The organism is Azospirillaceae bacterium, from assembly GCA_028283825.1.
Classification (GTDB): Bacteria; Pseudomonadota; Alphaproteobacteria; order Azospirillales; family Azospirillaceae; genus Nitrospirillum.
In genome coordinates this window covers 180,981-194,547 of the sequence record JAPWJW010000002.1, presented here as the reverse complement: position 1 = coordinate 194,547, position 13,567 = coordinate 180,981, and the positions used below count along the sequence as shown (strand labels likewise).

At 68.5% G+C, this 13,567-nt stretch carries 11 protein-coding genes; 6 read left to right on the top strand and 5 right to left on the bottom strand.

Going from position 1 to position 13,567, the window contains the following annotated elements; genetic code table 11:
• Window positions 1–47: 47 nt before the first annotated feature.
• Together PW843_09645 and PW843_09640 are read right to left on the bottom strand one after the other, a co-directional pair.
• Window positions 48–1,484 (bottom strand): hypothetical protein, encoded by a 1,437-nt coding sequence (locus PW843_09645; protein ID MDE1146870.1) that lies wholly within the window; start codon window positions 1,482–1,484, stop codon window positions 48–50.
• 268 nt (window positions 1,485–1,752) lie between these two features.
• Window positions 1,753–2,709: a LysR substrate-binding domain-containing protein gene (locus PW843_09640; protein ID MDE1146869.1), complete on the bottom strand. Its 957-nt coding sequence runs from the start codon at window positions 2,707–2,709 to the stop codon at window positions 1,753–1,755.
• A 140-nt stretch (window positions 2,710–2,849) separates the two neighbouring features.
• On the opposite strand from PW843_09640, the gene PW843_09635 reads away from it, so the two are divergent.
• From PW843_09635 to PW843_09625, 3 genes are all read left to right on the top strand, one after another.
• Window positions 2,850–3,479 carry an NAD(P)H-dependent oxidoreductase gene (locus PW843_09635; protein MDE1146868.1) on the top strand — a complete coding sequence of 210 codons (630 nt, stop codon included), beginning with the start codon at window positions 2,850–2,852 and terminating at the stop codon, window positions 3,477–3,479.
• Window positions 3,480–3,609: 130 nt separating this feature from the next.
• Window positions 3,610–3,747, top strand: coding sequence for a DUF1810 family protein (locus tag PW843_09630; GenBank protein MDE1146867.1), 138 nt, complete (start codon window positions 3,610–3,612; stop codon window positions 3,745–3,747).
• Window positions 3,748–3,808: 61 nt separating this feature from the next.
• Entirely contained in the window at window positions 3,809–4,663 is an 855-nt protein-coding gene (locus PW843_09625) for an SDR family NAD(P)-dependent oxidoreductase (GenBank protein MDE1146866.1), read from the top strand.
• Window positions 4,664–4,819: 156 nt separating this feature from the next.
• Here PW843_09625 and PW843_09620 read toward each other — a convergent pair whose 3' ends face one another.
• Window positions 4,820–6,244 carry a PLP-dependent aminotransferase family protein gene (locus PW843_09620; protein ID MDE1146865.1) on the bottom strand — a complete coding sequence of 475 codons (1,425 nt, stop codon included), beginning with the start codon at window positions 6,242–6,244 and terminating at the stop codon, window positions 4,820–4,822.
• A gap of 142 nt (window positions 6,245–6,386) precedes the next feature.
• Here PW843_09620 and PW843_09615 point away from each other — a divergent pair, with 142 nt between their 5' ends.
• Window positions 6,387–7,289: a LysR substrate-binding domain-containing protein gene (locus PW843_09615; GenBank protein ID MDE1146864.1), complete on the top strand. Its 903-nt coding sequence runs from the start codon at window positions 6,387–6,389 to the stop codon at window positions 7,287–7,289.
• A gap of 171 nt (window positions 7,290–7,460) precedes the next feature.
• Here the strand turns inward: PW843_09615 and PW843_09610 are convergent, their stop codons facing one another.
• Complete coding sequence (locus PW843_09610; protein ID MDE1146863.1) at window positions 7,461–9,482, bottom strand: TonB-dependent siderophore receptor; 2,022 nt, start codon at window positions 9,480–9,482, stop codon at window positions 7,461–7,463.
• Between the two features lie 274 nt (window positions 9,483–9,756).
• Between PW843_09610 and PW843_09605 the strand changes: the two genes are divergently transcribed.
• Entirely contained in the window at window positions 9,757–10,773 is a 1,017-nt protein-coding gene (locus PW843_09605; protein MDE1146862.1) for a substrate-binding domain-containing protein, read from the top strand.
• Window positions 10,774–10,818: 45 nt separating this feature from the next.
• A complete protein-coding gene (locus PW843_09600; GenBank protein ID MDE1146861.1) occupies window positions 10,819–11,841 on the top strand; it encodes a substrate-binding domain-containing protein in 1,023 nt (340 codons plus the stop codon).
• Window positions 11,842–11,898: 57 nt separating this feature from the next.
• Here the strand turns inward: PW843_09600 and PW843_09595 are convergent, their stop codons facing one another.
• Complete coding sequence (locus PW843_09595; GenBank protein ID MDE1146860.1) at window positions 11,899–13,347, bottom strand: PAS domain-containing methyl-accepting chemotaxis protein; 1,449 nt, start codon at window positions 13,345–13,347, stop codon at window positions 11,899–11,901.
• Between the last annotated feature and the right edge of the window lie 220 nt (window positions 13,348–13,567).

Below are 13,567 nucleotides of genomic sequence, written 5' to 3'. Positions count from 1 at the left end.
GGGAAAGCGTAACGCAACCGGGCCGGGATTGCGTCTTACCAAGAAGGTCAGGAACTTGACGCCGGCGCACCCTCGATGGCCGCCATTTCCACGGCCAGGGTCTCGGGTATCAGGATATCGGGGGTGATAAGCGGGGCTGCCGCCCCGGCCCCGGCCTTGGACCCGGCGCGCAACCGTCCGGCGATGGCGACGGCGAACAGCGGCGCCAGCCAGACCAGGCGGTTCTGGTAACGATTGTGGGGGTTGGACAGGGCGCCGCAGATGAAGGCGTTGCCGGCCAGCGCCGCCCACAGGAACACCAGGGCCCCCAGGGCGACGCCATCGCGACGCCTTACCGCTTGGGGGAGCAGCAGGGCCAGCACCGCCAGTGCCGCGAACCCGGCCGGCACCGCCAGATGGTTGGACAGTTCGGCCATGCCGGGTGTCGGCCCCTCGCTCTGCTGGTCGGCCCGCAAATAGGCCGGTTCCAGCGGGGCCAGGAAGTCATGCATCACCTGGCGGGTGCTGTCATGGTATTCGTCCAGCCCGTCGCCGGTGCGGAAACGGAAGAATTGCTCCACCCCCGCCTGCAAGGACGACAGCGCCAGCGCCAGCGGATAACCGCGCACCACCGCCATGTTCACGCGGGCCGCCTCGGGCGCCATGTCGTCCCATCCGCCCAGCGCCACCAGCGGCGAATCGCCCGACCACAGGAAGTCATCCGCCGTCCCGGGCAGGCGGTGGCGGTAAGGGCACAGGGTGTAGGCCTTGGGGTCGGCGGGACAGCGGTCATCCAGCAGCCGCCGTACCTGGCCCTGCTGCAGCAGGCTACCGAACAGGAACATGGGGCCGCCGGGGGTCAGCTGCGCCTCCCCCGCCACCAGGCCGTTGATCGCGGGCAGCAGCAGCACCGACCCCGCCACCACGGCCGCCGCCGGCACCAGGCGCAACGCCGCCCAGGACCGGGGACGCCCGATCAGCCCCAGCAGCTTCATCGCCGCCAGCACCGCCACCAGGCCGGCGCCCAGCGCCATGCACGACATGTGCGACATCAGCCCCAGCAGGGCGACGGCGGCCAGGCCGCCGCGGGTCCACCGCGACAGGCCGTTCCAGCGGAAGGCCAGCAGCCACAGGGCCGCGACCACCAGCGGGATCATCAGGTCCGGCATCAGCTGGGCGGTATACCAGGCCATGCCGGTGAACACCGACAGCAGCGCCACGATGGCCAGCAGCACCGGCCCGCCGCGCGGGGCGTCGGCGCCCGTGAGGCCCCGATACAGGGTGCGCAACAGCCATAGCGTGATGCCGGCCTGGACCAGCACCGGCCCCCACAGGCTGTGCCAATTCAGCGATGTCACCTGAAGGAACAGGCCGTAGACCAGGGACCGGCCATCGACCAGCTCCCGGCTTACCGCCGCCTCGATATAGCCGCCGGTGTCGAAGAACACGATGGGGAAGCCGTTCAGCAGCGCCGGCCACAGCATCAGGGCAAGGGCCGCCCCCATGGCTGCCGCAGTGGCCGCCAGTGTGCGCCAACCGCCCTGCCGCGCGCCTGCAACCATCCGCGCCACACGGCGCCGGATGCCGGACAGGCCGGACCGGATCGATGGATCCCCCAAAGCTGAAACGTCCCCGCAAATCTTATGGTTAAGTCCCCGACAAGACTTCAGTAGCGCCGGGGGGCGGCCTTCCTGTCAAGGGCAAAGCGGGGCCGCGTCGAGGGGTCGTTGCATTTGTGTGCGGGGCGTTGCCGTCGGCTCACAAACCCATCCCTTAAAGGCCCAGGATGGGCCCCCGGCCGATCAGCCCCGGATTGGCCGGGCAGGGGGCCAGGGGGTGGTCGGCGAACTCCGCCACCAGGGCGTCGATGAAGCCGCGCACCGCCGGCACCAGGCCCCGGCGCGAGGGGAAGACGGCGTGCACCACCCCCGCCGGCAACGTCCATTCGGGCAGCAGCGTCTCCAGCAAGCCCTTGGCCAGGTAATCGTCGATGATGAAATGCGGCAGTTGGGCAATGGCGACGCCGGCCAGCACGGCGTCGCGCAGCAGGCCCATGTCCTCGCTGATCAGGCGCGGCTGGTGCGTCATGCTGTGCTGGATGCCGTCGGGCCCGTACAGCCGCCAGACATAGTCGCCGCCGGTGCGGGGCATGTCGGCGCTGGGCAACGCGGCCAGGTCCTCTGGCGTCGCCGGCCGGCCATGACGGTCCAGGAAATCCGCCGTGGCCACCAGGGCCGACCCGTGGCTTTCCAGCACGCGGACGATCAGGTCGCTGTCGTCCAGCGGCGGCATGCGCACGCGGATGGCCAGGTCGTATCCCTCCTCGATGATATCGACGCGGCGGTTGCTGGCCTCCAGCCGGATGTTCACGCGTGGGTGCTGGGCCATGTAGCGGGTGACGACGGCGCCGACGCGGGTGGGCACCAGGGCGGTGGGGCAGCTGACGCGCACGGTGCCCTGCGGTTCGGCCCGGGTGCGGTCCACCGCCTCCTGCGCCGCCTCGGCCTCCGCGATCATGGCCAGGCAGTGGGCGTGATAGGTGCGGCCCACGTCGGTGACGGCGAAACGGCGGGTGGAGCGCTGCAACAGGCGCACGCCCAGCTGGTCCTCCAGCAGGGCCACCCGGCGGCTGAGGGTGGATTTGGGCACGCCCAGCGCGCGTTCGGCGGCGGCGAAGCCGCCATGGTCCACCACCTGGGCGTAATAATAGAGGTCGTTCAGGTCGCGCACGGCGGGGCACCCGGCATTGTTCCACGGATGGAACATAGAGTGCGAAATAGACCCTCTGCTGACAAGGGCGTTCCAGTGGCATTCTGCACGGGTGTTTGGCGGCCGGTATCCCCCGGCCCCCCTGTGGAAAGAAGAGCATTATGACCAAGCTGCTGCACATCGATTCCAGCCCCCTGGGCCAGGCCTCCGTCTCGCGCCAGCTGACCGCCGCTGTGGTCCAGGCTTGGAGCCAGGCGAACCCGGCCGGTGAGGTCGTCTACCGCGACGTGGCCGCCGCCGCCCCGGCCCATCTGGATGGTGAACTGCTGCAGGTCGCCAAGTTCGGCGCCGACCAGGACCTGACCCCGGCCCAGCAGGCGGAACGCGCCCTGGTCGATACCCTGGTGAACGAGCTGCTGTCGGCCGATGTCGTCGTCATCGGCGCGCCCATGTACAACTTCTCCGTCCCCAGCCAGCTGAAGTCCTACCTGGACCGCCTGGCCCAGCCCGGCCGCACCTTCCGCTACACCGAGACCGGCCCCCAGGGCCTGGCCGGCGGCCGCCGTGTCATCGTCGTGTCCACGCGCGGTGGCAAGTACAGCGGCACGCCCTATGAGGCGGCGCTGGATCACCAGGAAGCCTACCTCAAGGCCTTCCTGGGCTTCATCGGCCTGACCGACGTCACCATCGTGCGCGCCGAGGGCGTCGCCCTGGGCGTCGAGGCCAAGGACGCCGCCCTGGCCGCCGCCACGGCCGAAGCCAAGGGCCTGTTCCTGGCCGCCGCCGCGTAACAGCGAACAATTTCGCCGTTCGGTTGTTGAAGGCCGGTGCCCCTGTCGAAGGGGCACCGGCTTTTATTTTGGCCGTCCTGTCAAACAAACGCCGGCTTATGATGCCGGTGATAATGTGGAGGGATGCCGCATGACCACCGTTGACCTGCGACGCTTCGTGGACGCCCAGAATCCCCAGCTGGACGAGGTGGTGCACGAACTGACCACCGGGCACAAGCGCAGCCACTGGATGTGGTATTTCTTTCCCCCACTTGCGGCCTTGCCCTAGCCGATGGAAATCCGCTTTGCTGGCGCCTGCCAACAATAACGCCACCCAGGACGGTGACCTCATGCCCGATACCAACCAAACCGCCCCCGGCCCCGTCGAGACGCCCGAGGAACCGGTGCCGAGCGTGCCGGAGGGCGTGACCCAGCACATGTACCCCACCTATGGCGACCTGGCGGGCAAGGCCGTGCTGATCAGCGGCGGCGGGTCGGGCATCGGCGCCTATCTCACCTACGCCTTCGCAGCCCAGGGCTGCCGCGTGGCCTTCATCGCCCAGCGCGAGCCGTCCGCCCAATTGCTGGTGCAGGCGGTGGAGGCCGCCACCGGCCAGCGCCCGCTGTTCCTCAAGTGCGACCTGCGCGATATCGAGGCGGTGCGGGCCAAGGTGGCGGAGGCCGAGGCCCAGATGGGCGCCTTCCAGGTGCTGGTGAACAACGCCGCCCGCGACGACCGCCACGCCACCGCCGATGTCACGGTGGCGGACTGGGACGACAACCTGGCCATCAACCTGCGGCCGCAGTTCTTCCTGGCCCAGGCCCTGGCGCCGGGCATGATCGCGGCCGGCGGCGGCGCCATCGTCAATCTGGGATCCAGCGCCTATAATCTGGGCCTGGCGGGATACCCGGCCTATGTCGCCGCCAAGGCCGCCGTCACCGGCCTGACCCGGGCCCTGGCGCGCGAATTCGGCCCCGACGGCATCCGCGTCAATACGGTGGTGCCCGGCTGGGTGATGACGGAGCGGCAGCAGCGCCTGTGGGTGACGCCCGAGGCCATCGCCGAAACCCTGGCCGGCCAATGCCTGAAACGCACCCTGAAGGGCGAGGACATCGCCGAGGCCGTGCTGTTCCTGGCCTCCCGCGCCTCATCCATGATGACCGGCCAGTCCGTGGTGGTGGACGGGGGCCGGGTGATGAGCTGAGTTCGCCCTCAGTCGCCGGGCGCCGCCATCCGGCGGCTTGGCTTGTCCTCCCTTTTCAGTCCGCTGACGCTCCCCAAAACGCTCCGGCGCCCGCAGTCGCGGGCTACAGCGGCATGAGGCCGAGCTCATGCCGCTGATATTCACCAAAGGCCGCTATCAGATCACTGCAGCGCCACGTGGCGCCTCCAGCAAGCCGGCGACACGGATCAGCGCGCCCTTTAGCGAGGCCAGGTCGGGGGCGGCACCCAGTGCCAGGCGCACGGCGTTGGCCAGGGATGGGTCGGCCGGGTCGGGGTCGGACAGGAAGGCATCGCCGGCCACCAGGGTGACGCCGGTGCGGGCCGCGCGCTGGACGAAGGCGTGCGGCGTCCAGTCCGCCGGCAGGCCCAGCCATAGGTGCAGGCTGTCGGGTTGGGCCCGGTAACCACCGGGCGGCAGCAAGCGGGCCGCCAGCCGCTGACGCTCCGTCGCCTCCGTCCGTATGGCGTGCACCAGGGTGGCGGCGGTACCGTCCAGGATCCATTCCGCCGCCAGGCCGGTGGCGAAGGGGGACGGCATCTGCATCAGGGTGCGCAGGGCGTCCTGAAGGCGTTCGGCCCGCACCGGGTCGGGGGCGGCGACGAAGGCGGTGCGCAGCGCCGGCGTCAGGCACTTGGCCAGGGTGGACACGTGCCAGACCTGGCCGGGCGCCAGCGCCGCCAGGGGCGTGCCGGGTTCGGCCGCCAGCGCGCCGTAGGCGTCGTCCTCCACCACCGTCAGGTCGTGGGCCTGGATGATCGCGGCGACGGCCCGGCGCCGGTCTTCCGACAGGGTGGCCGTGGTGGGATTGTGGTGGGTGGGCGTGCAATAGAGCAGCCGGGCGCCATGGCGGCGGCAGGCCGCATCCAGCGCGTCGGGCAACAGCCCCTCATCATCGCACTCCACCCCCACCACGCGCAGACCCAGCCGGGCGGCGATGGCGGTGAAGCCGGGATAGGTCAGCGTCTCCACCAGCACCACGTCGCCCGGCTTGGCCAGGATGGACAGCAGGGCGTACAGCGCCGGTTGCGCCCCCGGTGCCGCCAGCACCCGGTCGGCATGGGGGGCGGACGATGCCGCCAAGCCGGCGTTGGTATAGCGGCGGCGCAGCCAGGCGGCCCCGGCGGTGCGTTCCTGCACCCCGCCGCCGGCGGCGCGATACCCCAGCCGGCGGCCCAGATCGGGTGCCCGCACCACCCGCTCCAACCCCTGGGCCAGATGGGTGCGCAGCAGGGCCAGCGGCTGCGGCGGCAGGTTCATGGACAGGTCGACGTCGCCCTGGGCCAGGGGCGCCATGTCGGCCGCCGCCCGGTCGGACACGAAGGTCCCCCGCCCGACCACGCCCGACAGCAACCCCCGATTCCGCGCCTCGGCATAGGCGCGGGTGATGGTGGTGAGGTCCACGCCCAACGCCTCCGCCAGCGCGCGTTGCGGCGGCAGGCGATCCCCCGGCACCAGGCGGCCGGCACCGATGTCGGCCGCCATCACGTCGGCGATGGCGAGATACACGGGGCCGCCGCGCCCCTCCAGCCGGGGCACCCACAGGTCCGTGTCGTCCATCATCGCCTCCGTCCATCCATGCAATGCCGGCACTATGCCATACAAATTCGCACTGTACGGACGCAATCTGGCCGGGAAAGCCATGCCCGCCGCGCCGGCTTTCGTGCTACACAGTGCCCCCACATCCTGAAGGATACCCGGCATAATGCGCGGCAGTGAATTCGCCGATCTTCGCGCTTTCGCCACCATCGTGGCCCAGGGCAATTTCGCCCGCGCGGCGGCGCACCTGAACGTCTCCCCGTCCGCCCTCAGCCAGACCATCCGGGGGCTGGAGGCGCGGCTGGGCGTGCGCCTGTTGAACCGCACCACCCGCAGCGTGTCGGTCACCGACGCCGGCGCCCGCCTGTACGCCCGCCTGAAACCGGTGATGGAGGAGTTGGAGGCCGCGGTGGCCGATGTCAACGATCTGCGCGAACGGCCGGCCGGCACCCTGCGCCTGACATCATCCCGCGTGGCGGCGGAACGCTTCCTGGCGCCCATCCTGGGGGAATTCCACCGGGCCTATCCCGACATCGTCCTGGACACCACGGTGGACGACGTGGTGCGCGACATCGTGGCCGAAGGGTACGACGCCGGCATCCGCCTGGGCGAGCTGATTTCCGAGGACATGGTGGCGATCAAGCTGGGCGGATCGCTGCGCCAGGTGGCCGTGGCCTCACCCGACTATCTGGCCCGGTGCGGCATGCCCCGCCATCCGCGCGAGCTGCTGGACCACGCCTGCATCAACTGGCGCTGGACGGAAACCGGCCGCATCTACCATTGGGAATTCCAGGAGCCGGGGGGCGAGTGGTTCTCCGTCGCCGTCAAGGGCCCCGTCATCGTCAGCGACCGCAGCATGGTGCTGGCCGCCGCCTTGCAAGGCGTGGGCATCGCCCTGTGGCTGGAGGACCGCATCCTGCCCTATTTGCAGGACGGCCGCCTGGTGCCCATCCTGGAGGATTGGTGCGGCCCCTTCCCCGGCTTCTTCCTGTGTTACCCCAAGCAGCGCCACACACCGGTACCACTGCGCGTCTTCGCCGACTTCATGCGCACCCGGTTTCCCAGCTGACATTAGCGGCACGAGGTTTTGCCTCGTGCCGCTGTGGCCCGCGACCGCGGGCGCCGGAGTTTTCTGGGGAGCGGAGGGGACTGGAAAGCGAGGATCAGCCAAGGCGGACGGATGTCCGCCGCCCGGCGCCTGAGGGAGCCTTTGACCGGTCAAGGTCAAAGGCCACTGGTATCAGAGGCTGATGCGGGTGCGCACCATGAACTGGCGCGGCTCGCCGATCGTGATGGCCGGCTGGCCGGTGCCGCTGTCCGACAGGTAATAGGTCTCGTCGAACATGTTCTTGATGTTCAGCTGCAGTTCCACGGGATAGCCGCCCAGCACCGTGGCGTAGGAGACGAAGGCGTCGGTGACGGCACCGGCCGGCAGGTAATAGACCTTGCCCGTGCCGTCATTGGCGCCCCAGGAACTGAAGGCGCGTTCGCCCACGCCGCCCCGCACCCGGCCTTCGGCGACCTGGCCGAAATCATGGGTCAGGAACAATGAGCCTGCGTGCTTGGACACGCCATCCAGCGGGTTGCCCTTCAGATAGTGGTCCTCAATGGTGCGGGCGTCGGTGAAGGCGTAGCTGGCCACCAGGTCCCAGCCCTCCGCCAGGGTGCCGCTGGCATCCAGCTCCAGCCCGCGCGACTGCGCCTTGCCGGAGACGCGGGTGACATCCTCGCCGTTGATCTGCTGCGTCGTCTGGACGTTCTTCTTGTCGATGTTGAACAGGGCGGCGGTCGCCGTGAAGCCTTGGCCCACATATTTGGAGCCCACTTCCCAGGCCTTGCCCTCTTCCGGCGGCAGGGCGCCGATGGGCGAGGCGATGGAGGTGTTGGGGCGGAAGGATTCGGTGTAGCTGACATAGGCCGACCATTCCGGCCGCAGCATATAGACCAGGCCCGCCCGGGGCACCACCTTGCCGTCGTCCACCAGGGCATTGGTGTTGAAGGGGCGGCCCTTGCCGGTCACCTCATGCACATGGTCGTAACGCAGGCCGGCCATCAGGATCCACTTGTCGTCCAGGTGGATGCTGTCCTGGATGAAGCCGGCGTAGGTGTGCAGCTTGTCCGTCTGGTCGCTGTCCTTGGCGCTGACCGTGCTGGGCATGGCCATCTGGCCGTAGACCGGGTTGTAGACGTTGAAGGTCTTGTTCTGCGTGTCGCGCAGCAGGTCGCCCAGCACCCGGTCGTTGTGCATGTAGTCCACGCCGGTCAGCAGTTCGTGGTTCATCCCCCAGGTCTGGAAATGCCCCAGGATGTCGGCGGACACCACGTGCGCCTGCTGGTCGGCGTCGCGGGTGGCATCACCGCGCCGGGTGGCGACACCGGTCGTGCCGTCGACGGAGATCACACGGGCCTGGTGGTCGTTGTAGTAGTTGGAACTGTAGCCGTAGTTGAAGCGCGCCCGCCAATCGTCATTGATCTTCTGTTCCACCCGCAAGCTGGCGGAGTTGGAATGGCCCTTGGTGATGTTGAACGGCTCGTCCAGCCGTTCCTCACGCGGGATGTTCAGCGGCTTGCCCGTCACGGTGTTGATCTGGGTGCCGCGATCAAACGGGATGTAATAGTTCATGCGTTCATAATTCACGGCGACGGTGGTCTTCTCGCCGTACCACGCCAGGGACGGTGCGATCACCGCCTGGTCGATCTGGCCGAAGTTGCGCCAGTAATCGTACTTCTGGTAATCGGCGATCAGGCGGTAGGCCAGGCCGGTGGTGGATGAGGGCTGGTCCGTGCCGACCAGGCGCCCGGTCAAATCCACCTGGCCGCCCCCGCCGCCGAAGCTGGTGCCCCAGCCCGACAGGGTGGCGCCCGGCGTCAGCTGCGGCTTCTTGGTCACCACGTTGATGATGCCGCCCGGATCCTGCACCCCGTACAGCATGGAGGCCGGGCCCTTCAGCACCTCCACCGATTCCGTGGTGGGGGTGAAGTTGCGCGCCTGCACCGACTGCATGCCGTCGCGCATGATGGAGTTGTCGCGGTTGGTGCCGAAGCCGCGCTTCAGGATGGCGTCCTGGGTGCCGCCCAGGGTGTTGCCCTGCTTGACGCCGCTGACGGTGGCCAGCGCCTCATCCAAACTCGTGGGCTGGCGGTCGTTCAGCAGCGCCTCCGGCACCACGACGACGGACTGCGGCACCTCCACGATGGGGGCGTCGGTGCGGGTCGCCACCGATGAGACCTTGGCCTGATAGCCCTGGCTGCCGGTGACCACCACCTCATCCGTGACCGCGTCCGCGGCGGCGTCGCCGGCCGCCGCGCCATCGGGCCGCGCGCGCGGCGCCCGCCATCAGCGCCAACGCCGAAACACCAATGATTCCAAACTGCCAACCGCTTTTTTTCATGATTTGGCTTCCTTCGGTTTTTTGTGAACTGCCGGGCTTTTCAAACCGTTGCGCGGTGGCTATAACTCGAAATGCGACTTATTTGCATTAACAAATGCGTCACTGCGTCGCACCCATGCGTGCAACGCTCGTCAGGATCGGTCGATGAAATCCAGCCCTACCCCGCCCCGTCCCCGCCGCCCTTATCGCCGGGCGCTGGCCGCCCTGGCCCTTGCCGGCATCGCCCTGTCGGGCGCCGGCATCGCCGCCGCCAGGACGGAAAACGCCCATTACCTCACCGCCGACGGCGCCATCCGTATCGGCGGGGCGGAGCATGTGCGCTTCATCGTGGAGCGGGTGAACGCCCTATATGCCAAGGCGCATCCCGGCACGCGTTTCCAGATGGAATCCAAGGGCACCACCAGCGCCATCCCGCTGCTGACCTACGGCGTCACCCTGTTCGGCGCCATGGGGCGGGAGATCGACCCGCTGGAGAGCGCCTCCTTCGCCAAGACGGTGGGCGCGCCGCCGCTGGAAATCCGCGTGGCGCACACCTCCAACGACACCAGCCAGCACCTGGCGACCTCGCTGGCCGTCTACGTCAACCGCGCCAACCCCATCGACCGCCTGACCACGGCGCAGATCGCCCGCATCTTCGCCCAAGGCAACCCGGGCGGGGACTACAGCCGCTGGGGCCAGCTGGGCCTGGACAAGGATTGGAAGTCCCGCCTGATCCACCCCATCGGCACACCGGAATACACCGGCTTTGGCACCTATATGCAGAAGTACCAGCTGGCCGGCCGGCCGCTGGCCGCCGGGTATGAGGCCTATGGCGACACCGACGCCATCCTGGAGCGGTTGGAACAGGACCCGGCGGGCATCGCCGTGGCCGCCATCGGGCGCGAGACCCCGGCCCTGAAGCAGGTGGCGGTGGCGACCGATCCCAACGGTCCCTACACCCTGGGCACGCCGGAGGAGGTCACGGCCGGCACCTACGCCTATGGCCGCTATCTCTACTTCTACCTGCGGCGGGAGCCGGGCAAACCGCTGGACCCGGTGGTGAAGGCCTATATGCGCCTGGTCCTGTCGCCCGAGGGCCAGGCCATCATGGCGTCGCAGGCCAAGGGCTACATCCCCCTGACCGCCGCCGAGGCCAAGGCCGAGCTGGCCAAGCTGGATTGATCATCCGCCGCGCCCGCGCGGCCGTCCTTTGAGGATTTCGCACCCATGTCCCGTTTCCACACCGCCCTGATCGCCGGCACGCTGGCGATCCTGACCGGCGGCACCGCCGTCGCGGCCCCCGCCGAGGCCGTGCCCGCCCCCTCCACCACCAGCTATCTCCAGCCCGACGGCGCCATCACCCTGATCGGCAACGACGGCATGGACAGCCTGCTGGGCAAGCTGAACGCGCTTTACGCCCAGGCCCATCCCGGCGCCCGCTTCACCATGACGCTGAAAGGCTCATCCACCGCCCTGCCGGCGCTGACCGCCGGGGTCACCCTGCTGGCCCCCATGGCGCGGGAGGCATGGCGGGCGGAGGCCGCGGGCTTCAAACAGGTCTATGGTTATGAGGCCACGCCCATCCGCATCGGCTATTCCGGTTACGGGCCCCGCCCGCCCGCCAAGACGCCGCCCGCCATCTATGTCAACGGCCACAACCCGCTGGCGGGGGTGAGCGTGGCGCAACTGGCCCAGGTGTTCGCCAGCGGCGCGCCGGACGGCGACGTCCATCTGTGGTCACAGCTGGGCGTGGACGGCGACTGGGCCGGGCGGCGCATCCATGTCTACGGCCTGCGTGACAACGGCGGCTTCGCCACCGCCTTCCGGGCCGCCCACTTCAAGGGCCTGCCCTTCACCGCCACCTATGAGCCGCTGGAAAGCTACGCCGCCGTCATCAAGGCGGTGGCGGCCGACCCCTACGGCATCGGCCTGGCGGGCTGGGTGAACGCCGCCGCCGTCTCCGGCGACGTGCGCATCCTGCCCGTGGCCGAAAAGGCCGGCGGCGCTTACGCCACGCCCGCGTATGACGACGTGCGCCAGGGCCACTATCCCCTGTCGGCACCCGTCGTGCTGTACGTCAACCATGCGCCGGGCCAGCCGCTGGACCCTGTCGCGAAAGAATACGTGGCCCTGGCGCTGTCCAGCGCGGGCCAGGCGGCATTGGCGACGGAAAGCGCCGGCGAGGAGGGTTACGTGCCGCTGAGCCCGACGGACCTGGCCGCCGAACTGGCCAAGCTGAACGCCCTGTAAAAGGAACGGGGAGGCGTGGGGGGCGCCCCCCACGCCTCCCCGTCCGGCGTTTGAAGATCAGCGCACCAGGACGCGGGCGGCTTCCTTGGTCTTGGTCACGGCGGCACCGACGTCGCCGATGGCGACACCGATGTCGTCCAGGTTCTGGGTGACGGTTTCCACGGCGGCGGCGGTGCGCTGCATGCTGAGCGACATGTCGCGGGTGACGGCGCTCTGCTCCTCCACCGCGCCGGCGGTGGTGGTCACGTATTCCTGCACCGTGCCGATGGACTGGCGGATGGCGCCCAGGGCGCCGACCACATCGTCGGACACCGCCTGCATGCCCTCGATCTCATTGGAGATGCGCTGGGTGGCGGCGGCGGCCTGGCTGGCCAGGTTCTTGACCTCCGTCGCCACCACGGCGAAGCCGCGGCCGGCCTCACCGGCGCGGGCGGCCTCGATGGTGGCGTTCAGGGCCAGCAGGTTGATCTGCCCGGCGATGGCCTGGATGACGTCGACCACGCCTTCCATCGACTTCGCCACTTCGGCCAGGCGCTGGGTGGAGGCATCCGCCTGCGTCGCCAGATCGGCCGCCCCGTCGGCGGCCATGCGCGACTTGGTCATGCTTTCGGAGATTTCGCGGATGGACAGGGCCAGCTGTTCGGCGCTGGTGGCCATCATCTGCACGGCACCCGAGGTTTCGCCGGCGGCCTGGGCCGCGTCGCCCGACTGGCGGGTGGAGCGGTCCATAGCGTCGTCGATCTCACCGAAATTGGTGTCGATCAGGTTCTTCAGGTCGGTCAGCATCTGGACCTGGCGGGAAATGTCGGTGGCGTACTTCACCACCTTGAACGGCCGGCCGTTCATATCGAGGATGGGGTTGTACGACGCCTCGATCCACACTTCGCGGCCACCCTTGCCCAGGCGCTTGAACTGTGCGGCCTGGAATTCCCCCTGGCGCAGCTTGTCCCAGAACTGGCGGTAATCGGGGCTATTCTTGTAGGCCGTCTCCACAAACATGCTGTGGTTCTTGCCCTCGATCTCCGCCAGCGTATAGCCCATGGCCTTCAGGAAGTTCTCGTTGGCGCGCAGGACCGTGCCGTCCATGTCGAACTCGATCACCGCCTGCGACTTGCGGATGGCGGCCATCTGGCCCTTGAGATCGGCGTATTCCAGCTGCTGCGCCGTCACGTCAGTCGCGTACTTCACCACCTTGAACGGCTTGCCGTCGCCATCGAAGATGGGGTTGTACGACGCCTCGATCCACACCTCGCGGCCGCCCTTGGCCAGGCGCTTGAACTGCGCCAGCTGGAACTGGCCGCGGCGCAGCTTATCCCAGAACTGGCGGTAGTCCGCGCTGTCCTTGTAGCCGGGTTCGACGAACATGCTGTGGGGGCGGCCCTGGACTTCGGCCAGGGTGTAGCCCATCGTCTTCAGGAAATTGGAATTGGCGGTCAGGATGGTGCCGTCCAGCGCGAATTCGATGACCGCCTGCGACTTGTCCAAGGCGGCCAGCTTCGCCTTCATTTCCTGACTAAAGCGCGCCAGCATTGAACGGAACATAAGGCACTCTCCATTTCGCCTGAGCCCGCCCATGCATGGATGGAACCCTCAAGGCAGATCACCCCGGGAAAACAAATCCCAACGCCGCCAGAGTCGAGGCGGTGTCCCAAGATCGGTTTTTTGCGGGATTTATTGGTTTGAACGTAGTGTGAATAAGGGCGATTTCGCCATTACACTTTATATA